The organism is Mesorhizobium sp. B264B1B (assembly GCF_020165765.1).
Classification (GTDB): Bacteria; Pseudomonadota; Alphaproteobacteria; order Rhizobiales; family Rhizobiaceae; genus Mesorhizobium.
The window spans coordinates 1-20,912 of the sequence record NZ_JAIUIS010000002.1; the positions used below are offsets into that span (position 1 = coordinate 1).

The following is a 20,912-nucleotide window of genomic DNA, read 5'->3' on the forward strand; positions in this document are numbered from 1 at the left end:
CTCCAAAACCCCTTCGGGCCAAAAGTGTTACCCATGTCTCCGGTATAAACCGTAACCTATGTGTCCGGAACGGACCCGGCGGTGTTTGGCGGAGGGAGTGGGATTCGAACCCACGGTGAACTTGCGCCCACGCCGGTTTTCAAGACCGGTGCCTTAAACCGCTCGGCCATCCCTCCAGCGACATCTCTTCGCCCAGCGTCACTCGATCAGATATTCGAGCCTGGCGGCGAATGAAGAGAGCCATCTTGCTGATGCTCTAGTGTGCCCGGCAAAGATCTGTCAACCGGCATGCGCGGACCGCATGTTTCCCGGCAGCCGACGCCGGGCAGGGTGGCGTCACAATCTTGCCCGGTTCCGGCCACAATCGATTAATAGCGTGATAAACAATTCCTGCGCACAAAGGACAGGGGTTCGAGGCGTCGTTGGTCTTAGTCAGGTAAGCTTTGGCTCCTGCGACGTTCAAGCCGCGGCGTTTTTGGTCGAGACTGTAGGGGACATCAGGAAATGCAAACTACGGCGCGCCCGCGTCTACGCCGTGCTTGCGCTTTCGCGCTATTCACCATGTCGGCAGCCTTGCTTGCCGCCTGCGCGTCGCAGCCTGAACCAAAAGGGATGGTCCACAAGAAGACCCGTTCCAAGGAATATTTCGCCGAAACCGAATATGGCGTGAAGGCCAGCCCTCGCGTCGCCTTCATGCGGCGTGGCGGCGGCCGCGACCAGCTTGGTAAACCCTACCAGGTTCGCGGCAAGTGGTACTATCCGAAGGAAGACAAGCACTATGCCAAGGTCGGCCTGGCGTCGTGGTACGGCGATGCCTTTCATGGACGGCTGACCGCCAACGGCGAAGTCTACGACATGAGCCATCTGACGGCGGCGCACCCGACCATGCCCCTGCCGAGCTACGCCCGCGTCACCAATCTCAAGACCGGCAGTTCGGTCATTGTGCGCGTCAATGATCGCGGTCCCTACCACCAGGGCCGCATCATCGATGTCTCGGAACGCGCCGCCCAGATGCTCGACTATGCCAATGTCGGCACGGCCGAGGTGAAGGTGGAATATGTTGGCCGCGCACCGCTCGACGGCAATGACGACCAGTATCTGATGGCCTCCTACCATCCAGGCAACAGGATACCGGATCCATCGGACGGCCTGCCGACCGGCGTCATGGTGGCCATGAACGGACCGTCGCCCAGCCTGCCGGTGGGTGCTGCCGCCGTGCCATTTCCGGGTCAGCTGACGAATTCCGATATGGTTCAGCAAGGGCAGGTGCCGGCACAATCGCCGGCGTTGGGTGACCTGGCGCTGCCCGACTTCGGTCCGATCGTGCCGGAGCGTCCGGATATCGGCCTGCCGCCGCAATCGCCGTTTTCGGTGGCCTCGCTCTCCTATGCCGACGAGCGCGTGCGGAGCGGCGATGTCTTTGCCGCACTTGACGACGACGGCATGTCGCCCGCCGACATCCTGCGCTCATGGAAGAGCGCCAATCCCCAGGCGCCATCGCCGGCCTATGTCGCGGCCGGCACCTTTGATGACGCCACGGAGGCAAAACGCGTGGCCGCGGCGCTCGAGCCCTTCGGCAGGATCGAGATCCAGCGGTCCGAATTCGACGGCAAGGACTGGTATGCGGTGAACCTCTATCCGGACGGCCATGGCGGCGTCGACGATCTGCTGCAGGCGGCCTGGTCGCACGGTGCGCCGGACGCTCTGGCCGTGCGCAACTGATCTATTTTCCGGCACGGTTGATCCTGCGGAAAAAACCCTGATAGCCTAGCCGCGCCAGAACCGGCAAACGGGTCGAGATTTCATGCAGTTGCGCGTCTTTCCGCCTTTGGCCGGATTTCTGGGATTGGCCCTGCTGCTGTTTTGTATCGCACCCGCCAGCGCGCAGCTTTTCGAGACCAAGGCAGCCCAGGCCTTCATGATCGACGCCGAGACTGGAACGGTGTTGTTTTCCAAGGACGCCGACAAGCCGATACAGCCGGCCTCGATGGCCAAGCTGATGACGATGGAAGTGGTGTTCAACGCCGTCAAGTCTGGACGCCTGACCCTCGACGACACGTTCGTGGTGAGTGAAAACGCCTGGCGCAAGGGCGGCGCCCCTTCGGGAACGTCGACGATGTTTGCCAAGCTCAAATCGGCGGTCCGGGTCGAGGACCTGATCCAGGGCGTGACGGTGCAGGCGGCCAATGACGGCTGTATCGTGCTGGCCGAAGGCATCGCCGGGTCCGAGGACAATTTTGCCGCGCAGATGACCGAACGCGCCCGCCAGATCGGCCTGGCCAAATCGACTTTCGTCAATTCGACCGGGCTGCCGGCGGAGGGCCAGCAGACGAGCGTGCGCGAACTGGCAATGCTGGCTTTGCATCTGTGGCGCGACTATCCGGATCTTTATCGCTACTACGGCCTGAAGGACTTTACCTGGAACAAGATTTCACAGAGGAATCGCAACCCGCTGCTGGCGATGGACATCGGCGCCGACGGCCTGGCGGTCGGCAGCAGTGAGGTGTCCGGTTTCGGCATAGTCGGCTCGGTCAGCCACAATGGCGCGCGGGTGATCGCGGCGATGAGCGGGCTCGCCAGCGACAAGGAACGCGCCGAGGAGGCGCGCAAGCTGCTCGAATGGGGTGCCCGTTCCTTCGAGAAGACGCAAATCTTCGCCAAGGACGAGGTGGTGGGCCAAGCTCAGGTTTTCGGCGGCATTAAAGCCGGCGTGACGCTGAAGGCGAAAGGGCCGATCGCCATCTTCCTGCCGGTAGCCAACCGCGACAAACTGACGGCGAGCATCGTCTATGACGGACCGGTTGCCGCACCTGTGGAGGAGGGGCAGCCGGTAGGCGTGCTGCGGGTCTGGATCGGCGATACGCTGAGCCAGGAGACGCCGCTGTTCGCCGCCGAATCGATCGGCATCGGCACGCTGCCGCAACGCGCCCTCGACGCCGTCAAGGAACTGGCCGTCGGCTGGCTCCGCTAAAGCTCGTCGCGCTGAACCGGATTCACGCGATGCGCTTTAGCGTCTTTGTTTATGCATGTCGTTCTCTCAAAGCCGAGCTCACTTTTGAGCGACTGCGATAACTCCGGCGGCATGGACGTTTCCCCGAACGCGGACTATCTAGAGCGCTAGAATCCATTCAAATAAGGGATAAAGGCCTTTCGATTGGCACGCGGATTTTTCATCACCTTCGAAGGCGGCGAAGGAGCAGGCAAGTCGACGCAGATCGAGCGGCTGGCGGGAAAGATGCGCGCCAAGAAATACGACGTCCTCGTCACCCGCGAGCCCGGCGGCTCGCCGGGCGCGGAAGCGGTCCGGCATGTGCTGCTTTCGGGCGCCGCCGAGCCGTTCGGGCCGAAGATGGAAGCGCTGCTTTTCGCCGCGGCGCGCTCCGACCATGTCGAGCAGGTCATCCGCCCGGCGGTCGAGCGCGGCTCCATTGTCCTATGCGACCGCTTCCTGGATTCCTCGCGCGTCTACCAGGGCGTCACCGGCGGCCTCGACCCGGTGTTCATGGAGACGCTGGAGCAGGTGGCCATCAATGGCATGATGCCCGACATGACGCTGATCTTCGACATCGATCCCACCGAAGGCCTGAGACGCGCAACAGTACGTCGCGGCGCCGGCGCCGGCCCCGACCGCTTCGAAAAGGAAACACTTGCCATTCACGAGGCGCGCCGCGAGGCATTCCTGGCGATCGCGGCGGCCGAGCCGGAGCGCTGCGTCGTGATCGACGCATCCGCCGCTCCCGATGCGGTAGAAAATGTCGTCACCGCCACGGTGTTCGCGGCACTGGAGGCGAGGGCGCCCATGCGCAACAGACAGACCGCACCCGCATGATCTTCGAACGCATCGCGCCGGAACAGCATGACACGCTGGACGGCGTCCCCGAACCGTCCGAAACGCCACGCCTAGTCGGGCACGGGCAGGCCGCCGCCATGCTCGCCGCCGCCTATCGCGCTGGAAAGCTGCCGCACGCGCTGATCTTCGCCGGAGCGCTCGGCATCGGCAAGGCGACGCTCGCCTTCCATCTGGCGCATCACCTCCTGAAGCATCCGGCCTTCGAGCAGGCGCCGGAGACGCTCGCCGTTCCCGATCCGGCGTCCTCGCTGTTTCGCCAGATCGCCACCGGCGCGCATCCCGGCGTGCTGCACCTGACGCGGCCGCTGAACGACAAGACCAAGAACTTCAAGACGGTCGTCACCGTCGACGAGATCCGCAAGGTCAATCGCTTCCTGTCGATGACTTCGCATGACGGCAGCTACCGGGTGGTGATCGTGGACCCGGCCGACGACATGAACACCAATGCAGCCAATGCCTTGCTGAAGAATCTTGAGGAGCCGCCGGCGCGAACGCTGTTCATCCTCATCGTCCATGCACCGGGCAGCCTGTTGCCGACGATCCGCTCGCGCTGCCAATTGGTGCGGCTGTCGCCGCTCGATATCGACGAACTGATGGCGGTGCTGGAAACCGCCGAGCCGCCGCCGCCGGGCGATCCGGCCGCGCGGACAGCCCTTGCCGCGCGGGCAGGGGGCAGCGCCCGCAATGCGATCCTCCTGACGCAGTATGGCGGGTTGGAGATCGCCGAAACGCTGGACGCCCTGGTGAGCGCCGGCAAGAGCGACATCGCCGGCGCCTATCGCCTTGCCGAAGTCGTGGCCGGGCGCGACCAGGCGATCCAGTTCGATATCTTCAACCGCCGCGCGCTCGATCTGTTGTCCGATGCGGCGAGCCGGGCGGCGCTGGCCGGCGATCTCGCACGAGCCAAAACGCTGTCGGACACTTGGCATGAGGCGCTGGACGCTATATCTGAGACTAATACCTACAATCTCGACAAGAAGCAGCACGCCTTGACCATGATCGACCGCCTGAAGTCTGCAATGCGAATGTGATGGTTCCCTCGGGATGGCAATCGCCACCCCGATGCGATATCCACCGCCACGCCTTCCATTCAGACATTCATGACGGTTCATTCATGTCACGCGATACATTCTACATCACGACCGCGATCTCTTACCCCAATGGCAAGCCGCATATCGGCCATGCCTACGAATTGATCGCCACCGATGCGCTGGCCCGCTTTCAGCGGCTCGACGGCAAGCAGGTCTTCTTTCTCACCGGCACCGACGAACACGGCATCAAGATGCTGCAGACGGCGAAGAAGGAAGACATTTCTGCGCGCGAACTGGCCGACCGCAATTCGGCTGAGTTCAAGCGCATGGCGACCGTGCTCAACGCCTCCAACGACGATTTCATCCGCACCACCGAAGAGCGGCACTACGCGGCCTCTCAGGCGATCTGGAAGGCGATGGCTGCCAATGGAGACATCTACAAGGGCGGCTATGCCGGCTGGTACTCGGTGCGTGACGAAGCTTATTACGGCGAGGAGGAAACCGAGGTTCGTCCCGACAATATCCGCTATGGCCCGCAAGGAACGCCGGTCGAATGGGTCGAGGAGGAAAGCTATTTCTTCCGGCTTTCGGCCTATCAGGACAAACTGCTGGCGCTCTACGAGGGCCAGCCGGATTTCATCGGCCCGGCCGAGCGGCGCAACGAAGTGATGAGCTTCGTCAGATCGGGACTGAAAGACCTGTCGATCTCGCGCACGACGTTCGACTGGGGCGTGCCGGTGCCCGGCGACGAAAAGCACGTGATGTATGTCTGGGTCGACGCGCTGACAAACTACATTACCGGCGTCGGCTATCCCGATGAAAACGCAGACAATTGGAAATTCTGGCCGGCCGATGCGCACATCATCGGCAAGGACATCGTGCGTTTCCACGCCGTCTACTGGCCGGCCTTCCTGATGTCGGCAGGCATTCCGCTGCCGAAGCGCGTCTTTGGCCACGGCTTCCTGTTCAACCGCGGCGAGAAGATGTCGAAATCGGTCGGCAACGTCATCGACCCCTTCACCATGATAGAGCATTACGGGCTCGACCAGGTGCGCTATTTCTTCCTGCGCGAGGTGCCGTTCGGCCAGGACGGCAGCTACAGCCACGAAGCGATCGTCAACCGCACCAATGCCGACCTTGCCAACGGCGTCGGCAATCTGGCGCAGCGCTCGCTGTCGATGATCGCCAAGAACTGCGGCGGCGTGGTGCCGACGCGCGGCGAGCTAACGGATGCCGACAAGGCAATCCTCGATCAGGCGGCGGCCGCTCTTGCCGCCGCGCGCAAGGCAATGGCCGAGCAGGGCATCCATCTGGCGCTGGCGTCGATCTTCGGCGTGGTGGCCGAAGCCGACCGGTATTTCGCCGGACAGGAACCCTGGGCACTGAAGAAGACCAACCCCGAGCGCATGCAAACGGTGCTGTGGACAACGGCCGAGGTGGTCCGGCGCGTGGCGATTCTGTGCCAACCCTTTATTCCAGGATCGGCCGCGAAGCTGCTTGACCTGCTGGCGGTGCCGGCAGACGAGCGCAATTTCGTGCATCTCCACGCCGACCATGCGCTTGTGCCGGGCAGAGCGTTGCCTGTGCCAGAAGGCGTGTTTCCGCGTTATGTCGATCAGCCGGAAGCGAACGGCTGATGCTCGTCGACAGCCACTGCCATCTGGATTTTCCGGACTTCGCCGAGGAACGGGCGGCCGTCGTCGCCCGTGCCCTGGCCGCCGGGATCGGCCGCATGGTAACCATTTCGACGCGCGTGAAGCGATTTCAGCAAATACTTGAAATCGCAGATGCTTTCGACGAAGTGTACTGCTCCGTCGGAACCCATCCGCACAATGCGGCCGAAGAGCTTGACGTGACGACGGCGGATCTCGTGCGCCTGTCCGCTCATCCAAAGGCGGTGGCGATCGGCGAGGCCGGGCTCGACTATTTCTATGACAAGGCGCCCCGCGATGCGCAGGCGCAGGGTTTGCGCAACCACATCGCCGCTGCTCGCGAGACGGGCCTGCCGCTGGTCATCCATTCGCGCGACGCCGACGACGACATGGCTCATATTCTTGAGGAAGAAACGGGGAAGGGCGCCTTCCCATTCGTCCTGCACTGTTTTTCGTCGGGACGCAGGCTGGCCGAGGTCGGCGTCTCGCTGGGCGGCTATGTTTCGTTTTCCGGCATCCTGACCTTCAAGAATTCGCCCGAAATACGCGCCATAGCCGCCGACCTGCCGCACGACCGGCTGCTGGTGGAGACCGATGCGCCATATCTCGCGCCGATCCCATTTCGCGGCAAGCGCAATGAACCCGCCTATGTCGCGCACACGGCCAGGGTTCTGGCCGAGACGATCGGCGTCAGCGAAGGTGAAATCGCAGCTTTGACGACCGATAATTTCTTCCGGCTGTTCGGCAAGATGTCGCGCCCCGCCGAGCAAAGCGCCTGAACGATGACAGACCGGCTGCGCCTCACCATTCTCGGCTGCGGCTCGTCACCGGGCACGCCGCGCATCACCGGCGACTGGGGCAATTGCGATCCGCAAAATCCGAAAAATCGGCGCATGCGCACGGCAGCCCTTGTGGAGCGGATTGCCGAGAGCGGCGCCCGCACCACCGTCGTCATCGACACAGGACCGGATTTCCGCCAGCAGATGCTGATGGCCTCGGTCAAGCGCATCGATGCCGTCGTCTACACCCATCCACATGCCGACCACATCCACGGCATCGACGACCTGCGCGGCTTCGTGCTCGACCAGCGGCAGCGGATCGATATCCATGCCGACCAGCCAACGATGCTGCGGCTGCGCCAGGCCTTCGGCTACTGTTTCGAGACGCCGCCAGGCAGTTCCTATCCGCCGATCGTCGACGCCCATATCATCGATCACGCAAAGCCCGTCGTGATCGAAGGCGAGGGCGGTGCCCTCACCCTCGAGCCGCTGCCGCAGGTCCATGGCGACATCATATCGCTCGGCTTCCGCATCGGCGGACTAGCCTATTGCCCCGACATCAGCGATTTTCCGGCTGCCACCGCCGAACGGCTGCGTAATCTCGATGTCCTGATCATCGACGCGCTGCAGTACAGGACGCACCCGAGCCATCTGTCGCTTGGCCAGGCGCTTGAGTGGATCGAGCGGCTGGCCCCGAAACAGGCTGTGCTGACCCATATGCATGGGCCGCTGGACTACGCTACCGTGATGGCTGAGACTCCGGCAAATGTCGAGCCGGCATTTGATGGCATGGCGCTTGAAATTCGTTATAGATCAGACAGATAGAATATTCTCTTCATAGCTGATGGCACTGATCGCCTGGCAGCGAGCCGCCGATACAGGTCCGATGTCGAGATCTTGCACCTGGGATCGCCACACGGCCGCCGCCAGTTCGCTGTCGCTTCAAGATTGCAAAATGCCAAAAGAGGATTGCATTGTCAGGCCGGTGGATGCTTGTCGATCTGCATTGCAGGCCTGACAGGCAGTCTATGTGATGGCTTCCTAAAATATACATTGAGAGCAAGAGGCGCTAACCTTTGCCCGTTAGTTGGAAAGGAGAGGCCCGATGATTCGCAAACTCATACTTACAGTGACGCTTCTTGCTCCTATCGCTGCCACAGCGCAGGAATTGCCAACCGCCCCTTACTTGCCGCTTGAGCGGGCAACCAAGGCAGCACAAGCCGCGCTGGAGGCCTGCGCTGCCGAAGGCAGCAATGTCAGCGTCGCCATCGTGGCGCGGAGCGGCGCGACGCAAGTGCTGCTCAAGGCCGATAATTCCTGCGCACACACCGCATCCAGCGCCGAAGGCAAGGCCTTCACCGCGGCAGCCTTGGGTCGCGACACTGCGGGGCTCGCCGAATTCATAGCCTCCAAGCCGGCAAATGACGGCATGCGTGACATGGATCCTCGCATGGTGATCCAGGCTGGCGGCTTGCCGGTCAAGTTCGGCGATGCCTTGGTGGCCGGCATTGGCGTCGGCGGTGCTCCTTCGGGCGATATCGACGCCAAATGCGCCGCCGCCGGGCTCAAGGCGATCGGCGCCGCCGAGTAAACTTGCCTAGGATGTGCCAACGCAGCCCGCCCAAGGCGGGCTGCTCCGTTGAACGGGGTTCAGTCTGTGAACCCTGTCTCCACACCGGAACCGGCGGACGTAAGATCGCATTCGACCGGCAACCGACGGCCGATCCTGAGACCCGAGCTGGAAGCTTAGTTCCATAATCTATCTTATGCGACTTTCGGCAAGGTAGGAATGTCGCTCCTGCTTGTGCGCAGCCAATCTCCCCACCTCAACTCTCCTGACACGGTTTTTGGTGCCCGTTCTGCTAAACTGGTGAATTGGAATGAACGCTTTGCAGATCACGGGCCACATGGCAGCCGCTTCGTCGCCGCCCGCGAGGGCATCGAAGCTGCAGCAATGGCTGTCGTCGGCTACCTGCGTAGCCGCTCTCTGTGTTCGTCAAGAATGCGCTCAATGGTCCGGACTCGGTCCTGCCGACGGTTGAGACCTCTGCGTGCTTTGCCGCGAGCGTGCCGCTCATAGATTTCCCGGCTCGCCTGGAGCTGCTCGATATACACCTTATCGGGCTTCCCATTCTCAAGGCGGTCGAACACCCAGCAGAACGGCGCCGGGAGCTGGCCTTCGCGATAGCGCGGGCTTGCCGAGGCCTGATCTTCGTCGAGGATTTCCTGCAGCACGACCTGATCCCAGACTTCCGGGTTTTCATCGCTGCGCTTCTTCCACAAGGCGAGGATCTCGCGAGCAGCCGGCGTATCGTTGATGAGGATGGTTCCAGCCATCAGCCGGCCACTTTCGCGATAGACCGCGATGTCGCAATCAAAACCGGCGAGCTCCGGCCAGGGATCATGATGGAAGACCGTGTCGACGTCCACATACAGCAGTGGTCCCTGAAGCCTCCTACGCATATTGACAAGGAATGTCGGCTTCAGGCTCGCGTTGCGCACCCAGGATCCAGCGTCGGCGAATGGCCGGGCTTGGACAGAAAGGCCAAGACGCCACGCTGACGCGGTCATGCGAGCGGCTTCTGTCTCATAGAAGGAGTTGATCGTAAAGAACGCCACGATTTCACCGGCCTTGTCCGGGTTGCCGGACGGCTGTGGGTTTATCGGGAAGGGAGCGAGCATTTCCCGGTGCCTGTGTTTGGTGGCCCGGAACAAATCAAGAATGTGGGTGAGCAACGCGAAGCCTAATTAGGATATGAATATTTAGACGCCAAGCATATAGCAATAAGTCCGAATAGCCTCGCAATGCGATAAAGTCATCGGTAGCGGCGCAGAAAACATTGGGCCACAACCATTTTGTTGACGAGGGGCGCCAGCTGGGCCGAGGCCGCGGTCTGGAACTCCTGTCCTTGCGCTCAACCAGATCATTTCGCCGGCCATGATGCAGCCGTAAGGATCCACCTGGTCGATGACCTCGGCGAGTTCGTGCTTTGGATCTGGCGACGCGCTGCTGGTTTGCCCCCGGCTTCTCGAGGCAACCTCCCTACCCCAGAACTTTCAATGAGCTCCGCTCGCTCTGGTTGCAGCATTCGGCCTACCGTTGCCAGAAGGGCTTTGCTAGCTCTGCCTCGACCTGTCGTCTCGTCAATCCGATGTCGTCGATCAGATGGGGATTGTCCTTCGACATTCGCTCAAGCTCCCAGCGAAAGCGTATCCGCTCGCGCCAGGTCCGATCGTCCCAGGCCGCGACAATGCTTCGCAGGGTCGCCAAGTACCGACGCGACGCTTCCGCCAGCACTACAGGCATTCTCGGCCGCACCGTCGGACACCGCGTCCATGCAAGAGTATCGTTCATGGCAACCTCCTATGGTTTGAGGGTGGGTCCTCGACTTGGGACCTCGACCTGAAAGAGGTTGAATTGTGCCGGATGCGAACAGTGCCGTAATTAAGCTCTCCCAAATAGTTCTCAAAATTTCCAAACGGGCTATAGATGCGCCTTATGCAGGGATCGCGCTTTGCCTTCGGTCCGTTCGTGCTTGATCCGGATGCGGGAACGCTGCTTCGGAACGATGATCCTGTTGCCGTCGGCTACCGCGGGCTGAAGCTGTTGGCGGCGCTCGTCGGGCGGCCTGGCGAAATCCTCGACAAGGCCAAGCTGATGGATGCGGCGTGGCCGGGTACGGCCGTCGAGGAAGGCAATCTCACCGTCCAGATCGCGCAGCTGCGCAAGCTGCTTGGTCCGTCCGCCGACGGCGGTGAATGGATCACCACTGTTCCGCGCGTCGGCTACCGCTTCACGGGGATCGTCGAACCCCTCGATGGCGCGAACCGAAAAGCTTTGCCGCTGCCCGACAAACCGTCGATAGCCGTGCTCCCCTTCGTCAATCTCAGCAACGACCCCGAACAGGAGCCCTTCGCCGACGGATTGACCGAAGACCTGATCACCGACCTGTCCAGGGCCTCGGGTCTGTTCGTCATCGCGCGCAATTCGACCTTCGCCTACAAGGGAAAGGCGGCGGACGTGCGCGAGATCGCCCGGGAGCTTGGCGTGCGCTACCTCCTGGAGGGCAGCGCAAGACGTGCCGCGGGGCGCGTGCGCATCAACGCCCAGCTGGTCGACGCGGCGAGCGGCGATCACCTGTGGGCGGAACGCTTCGATCGCGGCCTGGACGATATCTTTGCCGTTCAGGACGAGGTGACGGCCAAGATCGTGGAGGCGCTGCTTGGCCGGCTGCGCGCGCCGCCGCCGCGCAATCGGCCCAAGACTCTCGAGGCCTACGATCTGTGCGTGCGGGCGCGCAAGCTGATCGACGATTCGCCGCAGACCGCGCGGGAGGCGCATCTGATGCTGACGCGCGCGGTCGCGCTCGATCCGGACTATGCCGAGGCCTATCGCTGGCTTGCCATGAACCACTGGATGGGATGGGTGCATTGGGGCGAGCCGGTGGAACCCAACCGCCGTATTGCCCTGGAGCTGGCGCGCAAGGCGGTGGCGATCGATCCCAACGAGGCCGGCTGCCGATGGGTGCTCGGCAACCTGCTTGCCTATGAACGCAACTTCGCCGAGGCGGATGCCGAGTTCGCCAGAACGTTCGAGCTCGACCCCAACGAGGCCGATGCCTGGGCGACTTTGTCTGACATCTCCGTGCTGGCCGGGCGGGTCGAGGAAGGACTCGAACAGATCCGCAAGGCGTTCCGGCTCAACCCGTTTCCGGCAAGCTGGTACTATCTGACGCTCGGCGCGGCGCAATATGCGGCGCGCGACTACGAAGCCGCCGTCAAGACACTGCGCCGGGACGAGACTTACCGCACCAGCTCACGCCGCTTCCTGGCGGCCAGCCTCGCGCAGCTCGGCCGGCTCGACGAGGCGCGCGCGGAAGTCGAACTGTTCCTCGTCGGCAATCCGCATTTCACCACCAGCCATTGGGTCTGGACGGAGCCCTTCCGCGATCCGGCGATGCTCGACCATTTCGTCGATGGCTTCCGCAAGGCCGGCCTTCCGGATTGAAGCGCCGCCGGTCCCTTGGTCATGGCGCCTTCCCGCCGTTCGTGCCGCCTACTCTTCGAACCGACCCGTGGCGTCACGATCGCGCTCATATCGTCTCGTGAGCGGAAACGGCGGCAACCAGGTTTCGCGACGGACGATCCAGCTTTCGTATGTTGGCGTCAGTTGGTCCGGGGCATCCAGGGATCCCAGGTTCACTTCGATTTCGTCGGCGGTGCGACCAAAAATGGTCGAGCCGCAACGGGGACAGAAGAACCGCCCGGCGTAGTCACGGGTTTCGCCATCGATCGTCACCGCATCCTGAGGGAAAATCGCGGAAGCATGAAAAAGCGCCCCGTGATGCTTGCGGCAGTCGAGACAGTGACAAAGGCCCACCCGGTATGGGCGTCCAGTCGCCACAATTCGGACGTTGCCGCACAGGCAACCGCCGGTGAATTGGTCCATGCTGCATTCCTCCAAATCAAGCGAGCTGGATGTTTACGAACAACTCCACCATCCATGAACGCGACGCCAGCCTTTCAGCTAATGCGTCTGCGGTTGAAGTTCGATCCGATAGCCGAGCACGCGCCTTCCGGCCGGCTCGATCAGCATCACTCCTGGCTTGTCGGCGAATTCGCCATCGAAATCCACCGGGCTGGCGAGGCCGTGCCAGGGTTCGATGCAGAGGAATGGCGCGCCGCCCGGCTTTGACCAGACGCCCAATTCCCGGAATCCGTTCCAATGCATCTCGATCGCCGGACCACGATCGGCACCGTAACGCACAGCGGTGCTGGAAGGCTGGTCCAGGATCAAGGCATCCTCGTCAAACAGCCGATCCGACAAAGCGAGAATGTTGCCCTCGATGGGCGTCGGCTGCCTTGCCGCCAGCAGTAACCCGTCCTTGAGACGGCGGATCGGCGCATGCTCGGGCTTTGCAAAGGTCAGGCGGTAGGCCTCCTTGGGCAGGTCCGGCAGCAGCGGCCAGTTGAATGCCGGGTGCGCCCCGATCGACGCCGGTAGCGGCTCGTCGCCGGTGTTGGTGATCTCGAACGTGACGCCAAGCTGCCGGCCGTCGAGAGTGTAGGTTACCGCCAGACGGAAGGCGAAGGGGTAGTGCGTTCGGGTCTCCGCGTCGTCGGTGAGCACCAGCATGCAGGACCGAGAACCCCTCTCCGCCCAGGCAAACGACTTATCGCGGGCGAAGCCGTGCTGCGTCATCGGATACGTCTGGCCGCGATGGCGCAGTTGGTCGCCCTTCAGCCGGCCGACGATCGGAAACAACACCGGGGAATGACGGCGCCAGGCCGGTCCGGCCTGCCACACAAGCTCCAGCCCATCCGCATCCCGCAGCGAGACCAGTTCGGCCCCCTGCCCGACTATAACGGCCGAGATGTCGTCGCCATGAAGTGTCTGGCTGTCCTGTGCCATATGTTCTCGCGGTTTGTCTTTGCTTGGCCGGCAGGCTAGCAAATGGCCAGGCGTGAACTCAAGGCGGCGGTTTGCATTGCGTTTCACACAGTCACGATGAACGTGCGATGGCACAAGTGGGCCAGGCGCCGTCTCAAATGAAGAGTGGCCGGAGATTTCCCTCCGGCCAAGGCAAGATGCAAGGTGTTGCCTGCTACGGTTCGGACTATTCCCGCTCGCCGGTGAAGTTCAGCAACAGCTGGAAGATGTTGACGAAGTTGAGGTAGAGCGAGAAGGCGCCGAAAACGGCCAGCTTCTGCCGCGACTCCGCGTCGAAGTTCTCCGCATACTGTTCCTTGATCGACTGCGTGTCCCAGGCGGTCAGGCCGATGAACACGGCGATGCCGATCACCGAGATGGCGAACTGCAAAGCGGTCGAGCCGAGAAAGATGTTGACGATGCTGGCAATCACCACGCCGATCAGGCCCATGATCAGAAAGGACGAGAACTGGGTCAGGTCACGCCGGGTCGTGTAGCCGTAGAGGCTGGTGGCGCCGAACATGGTGGCGGCGATGAAGAAGGTGCGCGCGATGCTGGTTCCGGTGAAAACCAGGAAGACGGAGGCCAACGACAGACCCATGACCGCACAGAAGGCCCAGAACATCGCCTGCGCGCTTGCCGCCGACATCGTCTGCATCTTGAACGAGAACAGCAGGACGAAGGCGAGCGGCGCCAGCATCACCACCCATTTCAGCGGGCTGGAAAAGATTGGCACGTAGAGCGCGGGCGTCGACGACACCATGAACGCGACGAGGCCGGTGACCACGAGGCCGAGGCCCATATAGTTGTAGACGCGCAGCATGTGCTGGCGCAGGCCCTCGTCGTAGAGGGCGCCGCTTTGGGCGCCGGCGCCGACGCGGTATCCCAGATTGGGCGTGTTCATTTGCATTCTCCTTTGTGAACGGATCAGTAAAGCGTTCTGGCAAGCGTCTCGGCGGCGCGGTCGAGGTCCCGCACCTCGCCCTGCGCGACCACCGCATAAGCGACCTCGCCGATCTGGAAATAGGCCGAGGAAATGTCGCCCGAGGGCGCGACGGTCGGCTTGACCACGTCGAAGGTTCCCGGCCGTATCGCGAACAGCGACACCAGGCCCATCTCCTTGGTCTCGACCGCCATCTCGACGCTGGGGCCGAAGCGCGATGGATAGACCTGCACGTCGCGGACCTTCCAGTCCTTGGGCAAGGACGGCATGACGATGGCCGTCGCCGCGCGGATTTCGCCGGCATTGTAGTTTGGCGCCTCGGCCTGCGAAGACATGCTTTCGCGCACAAGGGTCGTCCTGTGCGCGCGCACCGCCTCGTCGACATAGGCGGGCGGCTGCGGCGAGGCGACGACCCTGGTCACAGACATCGGCCCGACGATGCCGTTAGCCAGCCAGCCGGCAGCGACGAAAGCGGCCACCGCCGCGGCACGTTGCAAGACGCCGAAGATGCGGCCCCGGGCAAGTCCCCTCTCCAGGCGCCGCGCGGCATCGGTCGTCACCGGCCTCGCCATGCCTGATCCGGCCAGCGCCACGCGCAGTTCGTCCCGCATCCTGAGATCCGACATCACACGCGCGGCCTCTTCCGGCCGGGCGGAGAGGAAGGCCTCGACTTCGATACGGCGCGAGACGTCGAGCTGATCATCGACATAGGCGTCGAGATCAGCGTCCGTCACGGGGTCGATAGTTCCTGTCATGACGGGCCTCCAACAATCCTGAGGTGATTTTTCGCCTTCGTCGGAGCCCCCTCCTCCATCTTCCGAAGCGCGGCGCGCGCCCTACCGATGCGCGACATCAGTGTTCCGAGTGGCACGCCGCTGGCATCGGCCGCCTGGCTGTAGGAAAGGCCCTCAATGGCGACGAGATGCAGGGCCGAGCGCTGTTCTTCGGGCAGGCTGAAAAAAGCATCGCGCACCTGGCCCAGGCGCACCGAATGCTCCTGCGGCGCCGGCGCGCTGCCATCCGCAAGGTATCCAGCCTGTTCGATGCGCGCTGCTTCAGAGCGTCGCGAGCGCATGCGGTCGACGAACGTGTTGTGGACGATGGACAGCAGCCAGGCGCGCAAATTTCCGCCCGAGCGGAAGGTGCCGCGCCGCTCATAGGCGCGCACAAGAGCGTCATGCACGAGATCCTCGGCATCGGCACCGTCGCGCGTCAGCGAGCGCGCGTAACGCCTGAGCGAACCGAGTTGTCCGACGATATCGAAGCGTGGCATCGACCGTTTCATGCCCTGTTTACGGAACATGTGGGGTTTTAATCCCGGCCCTGCAGATTTTTTCGCGAAACGCCGCAGATATGCAGCCGCGGAGGTGGCTCGCAGCGATGCCAGGCTATGCGATTCAGGCTGGCGCGAGTTAAAACCGCTGGTGCAAGGGGTTCGATTTGCGTATCACTCCGCCGCGCCAACGGAACCATGCAGATGTTTGAAAACCTTCAGCCGGCTGCCGCCGACAAGATCCTTGCCCTAATCGGCCTCTATCGTGCCGATCCTCGACCCGACAAGGTCGACCTCGGTGTCGGCGTCTACAAGGATCGCGACGGCAAGACGCCGGTCATGCGGGCCGTGCGCGAGGCGGAGAAGCGGTTGCTGCAGGGTCAGGACACCAAGACTTATCTCGGCCTCGCCGGCGACACCGGGTTCAATACCGTGATGGCCAGGCTCGCCTTCGGTGCGGACGCAGACATGACGCGGATCCGTGCCGCGCAGGCGCCGGGCGGCTCCGGCGCGTTGCGGCTGGTGGCCGAGCTTTTGAAGCGAATCCGCGCCGATGCGACGGTCTGGTTGTCCGATCCCACCTGGCCGAACCACATGCCAGTGATGCGCGCCGCCGGGCTGCAAATCCGTGAATATCCCTATTTCGACGCGACATCGGGCGCCGTTCGCTTCGACGACATGCTGGCAGCACTGCGCACGGCGAAGGGCGGCGACGTGGTGCTGCTGCATGGCTGCTGCCACAACCCGACCGGCGCCAATCTGGACATCGCGCAGTGGGCCGCTGTCACCGATCTCGTCGTCGAGCGCGGCCTGCTGCCGTTTGTCGACATTGCCTATCAGGGCTTTGGCGATGGCCTCGAGGCCGATGCCGGCGGACTGCGGCTGCTGGCCGAAAAAGTTCCGGAAATGGTCGTCGCGTCCAGCTGCTCGAAGAACTTCGCCGTCTACCGCGACCGTGTCGGCGCGGCGATGATCCTGGCCAGGGACAGCGCGCAGGCCGACGTGGCGCTGGGCCAGATGCTGTCGGCGGCTCGTGCCATGTATTCGATGCCGCCGGACCACGGCGCAGCGGCAGTGCGCATCGTGCTCGAGGACGCGGTCTTGCGCGCGGACTGGGAAGCCGAGCTCGAGGAGATGCGCCTGCGCATGCTCAGGCTTCGGGTGCAATTCGCCGAGGCGCTGCGCCGGCAGTCCAATTCCGACCGCTTCGATTTCGTCGCCAGCCATCGCGGCATGTTTTCCCGGCTTGGGCTCACGGAAGCGCAGGTCGAACGGCTGCGCGCGGAATATGGCGTCTACATGGTCGGCGACAGCCGCATCAATGTCGCCGGCCTGCCGGAAGACGGCATGGACAAGCTCGCCAAGGCGATCGTTTCCGTGCTCGACTGACCGGACTTGTTCGGCGCAACTGTGGACAAGCCCGCTTCGCTCGCCGACAGCATTGGCCGCGCGGCGGACCGCGCGATAGCATCCGCCGCATGAAGCCATCGAAAGACATTTCGCGCCTGATCGAAATCATGGCGGCGCTGCGTGCGCCAAAGACCGGCTGTCCCTGGGATATCGAACAGGATTTCTCGACCATCGCGCCTTACACGATCGAGGAGGCCTATGAGGTGGCCGACGCCATCGCGCGCGGCGATCTCGACGATCTGCGCGACGAACTCGGCGATCTCCTTTTGCAGGTCGTGTACCACGCGCGGATGGCTGAGGAAGCCGGCGAGTTCGCTTTCGGCGACGTGGTCCAGGCCATCACCACGAAGATGATCCGCCGCCATCCACACGTCTTCGGCGACGAACAGGCCCGCAGTGCCGGCATGGCCAAGGGCATGTGGGAGAAGATCAAGGCACAAGAGAAGGCCGAGAAGCGTAGCGCCCGTCTCGCGCGCGGACTCGACCCGGAAGACAACGGCAAGGGGTTTCTGGACAGCGTGCCGGTCGCCCTGCCCGCACTGACGCGGGCATTGAAGCTTCAGGAGAAGGCCGCCCGCGTCGGTTTCGACTGGAGCGAGGCAGCCCCCATCCTCGACAAGATCGAGGAAGAGATCCGCGAATTGCGCGAGGCGCTGGCCAAAGGCCAAACCGCGGAGATCAAGGATGAATTCGGCGATATGCTGTTTGCCGTCGTGAATCTCGGCCGTCACCTGAGGCTCGATTCGGAAGCAGCGCTAAGCGGCACCAACGAGAAATTCCGTTCGCGCTTCCACTATGTCGAGCAGGCCCTGGAGAATTCCGGCAGCTCGCTGGAAAAGGCTGATCTGGACGAAATGGAAGCGCTCTGGCAGGAAGCGAAGAGCGCGAAATAACTGGCGTTAGCCGTTATTCTTGCGACGCAATCTGCTTTCGATCTCTTCGCGGGCACTTTGCGTGGCCTTGAGGGAGATGGTGGCGCTGCCGTCGTCATTGTCGGTTCGCGAAACGACATCGCCATTGCGGTAAAGCCAGTCGACAAGGCCGAACTGCGCCGGCCCGATCGTCACCGTCAGATCTTCAAGCTCGCCGGACATGCGTGTCTCGATGATCGCGTTCAGCGCGTCGATGCCTTCGCCCGTGACAGCCGATATGGCGACGGGAGGCGCCTTGGCATCCGTACTCTCGGCAAGCAGCCGTGCGCGATTGCCTTCATCGAGCAGGTCGACCTTGTTCCAGACCTCGATGACCCGCTTGGTATCGCCGGCGTCGACGCCGAGATCGGCCAGGATGCGCTCGACGTCCTCGGCCTGGGCGGATGTGTCAGGATCGGAGATGTCGCGCAAATGGATGATGAGATCCGCCTCGACCACCTCTTCAAGCGTGGCGCGGAAAGCCGCGATGAGATGCGTCGGCAGGTCCGAGATGAAGCCGACCGTGTCCGAGAGGATGATCGGCGTGCCGTGCGGCAGCCGCACGCGGCGCAGCGTCGGATCGAGCGTGGCGAACAGCATGTCCTGCGCCAGCACCCCTGCCCCGGTCAGCTTGTTGAACAGCGTCGATTTTCCGGCATTGGTGTAGCCGACGATGGCCACCACCGGAAACGGCACCTTCTTGCGCTTGGCACGATGCAGGTCGCGGGTGCGGCGCACCGTCTCCAACTCATGCTTCAGCTTGACGATCTTGTCCTGCAGGACGCGCCGGTCCGATTCGATCTGGGTTTCGCCGGGGCCGCCGAGGAAGCCGGCGCCGCCGCGCTGGCGCTCGAGGTGGGTCCAGCTGCGCACCAGCCGGCCCTTCTGGTAGTTGAGATGGGCAAGCTCGACCTGCAGCGTGCCTTCCTTGGTGCGGGCGCGCTCGCCGAAGATCTCGAGGATCAGCCCGGTGCGGTCCAGCACCTTGGCGTTGAATTCCTTCTCGAGGTTGCGCTGCTGCACCGGCGTCAGCGGATGATCGACGATGACCACCTCCGCGTGCCCTTCCTTGACGATCTCCGCCAACTCCTCGACCTTGCCGCTGCCGAGCAAGGTCGCCGGACGTGGATCGTTGACGGTAACCACGGCCGTGTGGATCAGATCGAGATCGATGGCGCGGGCAAGACCGACCGCCTCGTCGTGACGGGCCTCGGCCGAGCGCGTCAGCCGCGGACGGTTGGTGTCGTCCTCGCCGCGCGGCTGGCGGGTAAGCACCGGCACGATGACAACTGCCCGGGTCGGACCCTCGGCCTCCGTCCCCGGCTGATGTGCTGATTTTCCGCGAACGCTGCGGTCCGGGTCCTTCTCACGTGCCAATCAGGCGCCCTGGCTTTCCTCGCCATCGAACATCTGAACCGGCTGGCTCGGCATGATCGTGGAAATGGCGTGCTTGTAGACGAGCTGGGAGTGGCCGTCGCGGCGCAGCAGGACGCAGAAATTGTCGAATGAAGTGACGACGCCGGTCAGCTTCACGCCGTTGATGAGAAAGATGGTGAGCGGGTTCTTGCTCTTGCGAACAGAGTTCAGGAACAGGTCCTGAAGGTTTTGCGATCGTTCCGCCATTGTTCTTGTCTTTCGCCGATCCCCTTCGGTTTGCAGGCCAATGCGCCAAATTAACCAGCACATGTCAAGCGCGCAAACACCGTCTTGTCGTCAGTAACGACAAGCAGAACGAGATATATTGATGTTCATTCCACCTGTGCGGTTATCAGGCTGGACTTTTTTCCGCAATGTCAAAAAAGGCTTGCCGCAACGAAAGTGTTATCGAGCCGGGGTGGCCGTTGGCGATCGGGTCGCCGTCTATGGCCACGACCGGCATGGCGATCGTGGTCGCGGAACTGATGAAAGCCTCCCTCGCCGCCTTGGCCTCGGCGACGGAAAAACCGCGTTCCTCGATCTTGAGTCCGAGCTTGGCCGCCACTTCAAACATGGTGGTGCGGGTTATGCCGCGCAGAATACCATGCTCGGCGGGCCTGGTGACCAGAACGCCGTCCCTGGTGACGATCCAGGCATTCGACGACCCGCCTTCCTTGACGTTGCCGTCCGTATCCACGAACCAGGCTTCCTGCGCGCCAGCTTCCTTGGCCTTCTGCTTGGCTAACACATTGGCTAGCAGGCCGGTGCTCTTGATGTCGACGCGATCCCAGCGATTCTCGGGCACGGTGATGACGGCGATACCGGTCTCGGCCCGCTTGGCTCCAGCAGCGGGATCCAGCTTCCTGGCGGTGATCACCAGCGACGGCCTGGTATCAGCCGAGGGGAAGGCGAAGTCGCGGCTGGCGACGCCGCGTGTGACCTGGACGTAAACCAGGCCGTTGACGACATGGTTGCGATTGACCACTTCGCGCATGATGAGCGGCAGGACGCCTGGGGTGACCGGCCAGCCGATCGACAGCTCGCTCAGCGAACGGTTCAGCCGGGCAAGGTGACGCGGCATGTCCACGATGAAGCCGCGCGCCACTTCGCAGACCTCGTAAACGCCGTCGGCGAACTGGTAGCCACGGTCTTCGATATGCACAGCGGCATCGGCATGAGCGGTGTAGCGCCCGTTCACATAGGCAATACGCGGCATT

The 20,912-nt window shown here is 62.9% G+C and carries 21 protein-coding genes and 1 tRNA gene; 11 read left to right on the forward strand and 11 right to left on the reverse strand.

Annotation, left to right across the window (positions count from 1 at the left end; genetic code table 11):
* Nucleotides 1-86: 86 nt before the first annotated feature.
* Nucleotides 87-176, reverse strand: a tRNA-Ser gene (locus LB547_RS03695).
* 328 nt (nt 177-504) lie between these two features.
* Between LB547_RS03695 and LB547_RS03700 the strand changes: the two genes are divergently transcribed.
* The 8 genes from LB547_RS03700 to LB547_RS03735 all read left to right on the forward strand — a co-directional run bounded on the left by LB547_RS03700 (nt 505) and on the right by LB547_RS03735 (nt 8,903).
* Nucleotides 505-1,722, forward strand: a complete 1,218-nt coding sequence (locus LB547_RS03700) for a septal ring lytic transglycosylase RlpA family protein (RefSeq protein WP_140761998.1) — start codon at nt 505-507, stop codon at nt 1,720-1,722.
* Between the two features lie 82 nt (nt 1,723-1,804).
* Nucleotides 1,805-2,971 (forward strand): D-alanyl-D-alanine carboxypeptidase family protein, encoded by a 1,167-nt coding sequence (locus LB547_RS03705; protein WP_140761996.1) that lies wholly within the window; start codon nt 1,805-1,807, stop codon nt 2,969-2,971.
* A gap of 183 nt (nt 2,972-3,154) precedes the next feature.
* Nucleotides 3,155-3,829, forward strand: a complete 675-nt coding sequence (gene tmk / locus LB547_RS03710) for a dTMP kinase (protein ID WP_140498585.1) — start codon at nt 3,155-3,157, stop codon at nt 3,827-3,829.
* Nucleotides 3,826-4,881, forward strand: coding sequence for a DNA polymerase III subunit delta' (locus tag LB547_RS03715; RefSeq protein ID WP_140761994.1), 1,056 nt, complete (start codon nt 3,826-3,828; stop codon nt 4,879-4,881). The genes tmk and LB547_RS03715 overlap by 4 nt, the downstream gene beginning before the upstream one ends.
* 83 nt (nt 4,882-4,964) lie before the next feature.
* On the forward strand, nt 4,965-6,518 hold the full coding sequence (gene metG / locus LB547_RS03720) for a methionine--tRNA ligase (protein WP_140761992.1): 1,554 nt from the start codon (nt 4,965-4,967) through the stop codon (nt 6,516-6,518).
* Complete coding sequence (locus LB547_RS03725; protein WP_140761989.1) at nt 6,518-7,312, forward strand: TatD family hydrolase; 795 nt, start codon at nt 6,518-6,520, stop codon at nt 7,310-7,312. Before metG ends, LB547_RS03725 begins: the two co-directional genes overlap by 1 nt.
* A 3-nt stretch (nt 7,313-7,315) precedes the next feature.
* Nucleotides 7,316-8,137, forward strand: coding sequence for an MBL fold metallo-hydrolase (locus LB547_RS03730; protein ID WP_140761986.1), 822 nt, complete (start codon nt 7,316-7,318; stop codon nt 8,135-8,137).
* Between the two features lie 280 nt (nt 8,138-8,417).
* Nucleotides 8,418-8,903 (forward strand): GlcG/HbpS family heme-binding protein, encoded by a 486-nt coding sequence (locus LB547_RS03735; RefSeq protein WP_140761983.1) that lies wholly within the window; start codon nt 8,418-8,420, stop codon nt 8,901-8,903.
* 377 nt (nt 8,904-9,280) lie between these two features.
* On the opposite strand, the gene LB547_RS03740 is transcribed toward LB547_RS03735, so the two are convergent.
* Both LB547_RS03740 and LB547_RS03745 read right to left on the reverse strand, forming a co-directional pair.
* The gene (locus LB547_RS03740) at nt 9,281-10,048 is read right to left on the reverse strand and encodes a putative nucleotide-diphospho-sugar transferase (protein WP_210239466.1); all 768 of its coding nucleotides are present in this window, start codon (nt 10,046-10,048) and stop codon (nt 9,281-9,283) included.
* A gap of 358 nt (nt 10,049-10,406) precedes the next feature.
* A complete protein-coding gene (locus LB547_RS03745) occupies nt 10,407-10,667 on the reverse strand; it encodes a DUF1127 domain-containing protein (RefSeq protein WP_318013601.1) in 261 nt (86 codons plus the stop codon).
* Between the two features lie 135 nt (nt 10,668-10,802).
* On the opposite strand from LB547_RS03745, the gene LB547_RS03750 reads away from it, so the two are divergent.
* The gene (locus tag LB547_RS03750; protein WP_181177999.1) at nt 10,803-12,320 is read left to right on the forward strand and encodes a winged helix-turn-helix domain-containing tetratricopeptide repeat protein; all 1,518 of its coding nucleotides are present in this window, start codon (nt 10,803-10,805) and stop codon (nt 12,318-12,320) included.
* Between the two features lie 48 nt (nt 12,321-12,368).
* Here the strand turns inward: LB547_RS03750 and LB547_RS03755 are convergent, their stop codons facing one another.
* The 5 genes from LB547_RS03755 to LB547_RS03775 form a co-directional block, all read right to left on the reverse strand.
* The gene (locus LB547_RS03755; protein ID WP_140669888.1) at nt 12,369-12,761 is read right to left on the reverse strand and encodes a GFA family protein; all 393 of its coding nucleotides are present in this window, start codon (nt 12,759-12,761) and stop codon (nt 12,369-12,371) included.
* A 78-nt stretch (nt 12,762-12,839) separates the two neighbouring features.
* A complete protein-coding gene (locus LB547_RS03760; protein ID WP_140547595.1) occupies nt 12,840-13,724 on the reverse strand; it encodes an aldose 1-epimerase family protein in 885 nt (294 codons plus the stop codon).
* A gap of 205 nt (nt 13,725-13,929) precedes the next feature.
* Complete coding sequence (locus LB547_RS03765; protein ID WP_140498577.1) at nt 13,930-14,646, reverse strand: Bax inhibitor-1/YccA family protein; 717 nt, start codon at nt 14,644-14,646, stop codon at nt 13,930-13,932.
* Nucleotides 14,647-14,669: 23 nt separating this feature from the next.
* Nucleotides 14,670-15,440, reverse strand: coding sequence for an anti-sigma factor family protein (locus LB547_RS03770; protein WP_140498576.1), 771 nt, complete (start codon nt 15,438-15,440; stop codon nt 14,670-14,672).
* Complete coding sequence (locus tag LB547_RS03775; protein ID WP_411969497.1) at nt 15,437-15,970, reverse strand: sigma-70 family RNA polymerase sigma factor; 534 nt, start codon at nt 15,968-15,970, stop codon at nt 15,437-15,439. Before LB547_RS03775 ends, LB547_RS03770 begins: the two co-directional genes overlap by 4 nt.
* Before the next feature lie 192 nt (nt 15,971-16,162).
* Between LB547_RS03775 and LB547_RS03780 the strand changes: the two genes are divergently transcribed.
* Complete coding sequence (locus tag LB547_RS03780) at nt 16,163-17,347, forward strand: aromatic amino acid transaminase (protein WP_140761980.1); 1,185 nt, start codon at nt 16,163-16,165, stop codon at nt 17,345-17,347.
* Nucleotides 17,348-17,436: 89 nt separating this feature from the next.
* Nucleotides 17,437-18,261: a nucleoside triphosphate pyrophosphohydrolase gene (gene mazG, locus LB547_RS03785; RefSeq protein ID WP_140761977.1), complete on the forward strand. Its 825-nt coding sequence runs from the start codon at nt 17,437-17,439 to the stop codon at nt 18,259-18,261.
* 6 nt (nt 18,262-18,267) lie between these two features.
* On the opposite strand, the gene hflX is transcribed toward mazG, so the two are convergent.
* The 3 genes from hflX to LB547_RS03800 all read right to left on the reverse strand — a co-directional run bounded on the left by hflX (nt 18,268) and on the right by LB547_RS03800 (nt 20,911).
* Complete coding sequence (hflX, locus tag LB547_RS03790) at nt 18,268-19,656, reverse strand: GTPase HflX (protein ID WP_140498572.1); 1,389 nt, start codon at nt 19,654-19,656, stop codon at nt 18,268-18,270.
* Nucleotides 19,657-19,902 (reverse strand): RNA chaperone Hfq, encoded by a 246-nt coding sequence (gene hfq / locus LB547_RS03795; protein ID WP_006202172.1) that lies wholly within the window; start codon nt 19,900-19,902, stop codon nt 19,657-19,659. It lies immediately after the preceding gene.
* Between the two features lie 145 nt (nt 19,903-20,047).
* Nucleotides 20,048-20,911, reverse strand: coding sequence for a D-amino-acid transaminase (locus LB547_RS03800; RefSeq protein WP_140498570.1), 864 nt, complete (start codon nt 20,909-20,911; stop codon nt 20,048-20,050).
* Nucleotide 20,912: the final 1 nt, after the last annotated feature.

Bases quoted from the DNA above. Each gene is read 5' to 3' on its own strand.
- LB547_RS03700 (WP_140761998.1), top strand. From the start codon at position 505: ATGCAAACTACGGCGCGCCCGCGTCTACGCCGTGCTTGCGCTTTCGCG.
- LB547_RS03705 (WP_140761996.1), top strand. From the start codon at position 1,805: ATGCAGTTGCGCGTCTTTCCGCCTTTGGCCGGATTTCTGGGATTGGCC.
- LB547_RS03715 (WP_140761994.1), top strand. From the start codon at position 3,826: ATGATCTTCGAACGCATCGCGCCGGAACAGCATGACACGCTGGACGGC.
- metG (WP_140761992.1), top strand. From the start codon at position 4,965: ATGTCACGCGATACATTCTACATCACGACCGCGATCTCTTACCCCAAT.
- LB547_RS03725 (WP_140761989.1), top strand. From the start codon at position 6,518: ATGCTCGTCGACAGCCACTGCCATCTGGATTTTCCGGACTTCGCCGAG.
- LB547_RS03730 (WP_140761986.1), top strand. From the start codon at position 7,316: ATGACAGACCGGCTGCGCCTCACCATTCTCGGCTGCGGCTCGTCACCG.
- LB547_RS03735 (WP_140761983.1), top strand. From the start codon at position 8,418: ATGATTCGCAAACTCATACTTACAGTGACGCTTCTTGCTCCTATCGCT.
- LB547_RS03745 (WP_318013601.1), bottom strand. From the start codon at position 10,667: ATGAACGATACTCTTGCATGGACGCGGTGTCCGACGGTGCGGCCGAGA.
- LB547_RS03750 (WP_181177999.1), top strand. From the start codon at position 10,803: ATGCGCCTTATGCAGGGATCGCGCTTTGCCTTCGGTCCGTTCGTGCTT.
- LB547_RS03755 (WP_140669888.1), bottom strand. From the start codon at position 12,761: ATGGACCAATTCACCGGCGGTTGCCTGTGCGGCAACGTCCGAATTGTG.
- LB547_RS03760 (WP_140547595.1), bottom strand. From the start codon at position 13,724: ATGGCACAGGACAGCCAGACACTTCATGGCGACGACATCTCGGCCGTT.
- LB547_RS03765 (WP_140498577.1), bottom strand. From the start codon at position 14,646: ATGAACACGCCCAATCTGGGATACCGCGTCGGCGCCGGCGCCCAAAGC.
- LB547_RS03770 (WP_140498576.1), bottom strand. From the start codon at position 15,440: ATGACAGGAACTATCGACCCCGTGACGGACGCTGATCTCGACGCCTAT.
- LB547_RS03775 (WP_411969497.1), bottom strand. From the start codon at position 15,970: ATGAAACGGTCGATGCCACGCTTCGATATCGTCGGACAACTCGGTTCG.
- LB547_RS03780 (WP_140761980.1), top strand. From the start codon at position 16,163: ATGTTTGAAAACCTTCAGCCGGCTGCCGCCGACAAGATCCTTGCCCTA.
- mazG (WP_140761977.1), top strand. From the start codon at position 17,437: ATGAAGCCATCGAAAGACATTTCGCGCCTGATCGAAATCATGGCGGCG.
- hfq (WP_006202172.1), bottom strand. From the start codon at position 19,902: ATGGCGGAACGATCGCAAAACCTTCAGGACCTGTTCCTGAACTCTGTT.
- LB547_RS03800 (WP_140498570.1), bottom strand. From the start codon at position 20,911: ATGCCGCGTATTGCCTATGTGAACGGGCGCTACACCGCTCATGCCGAT.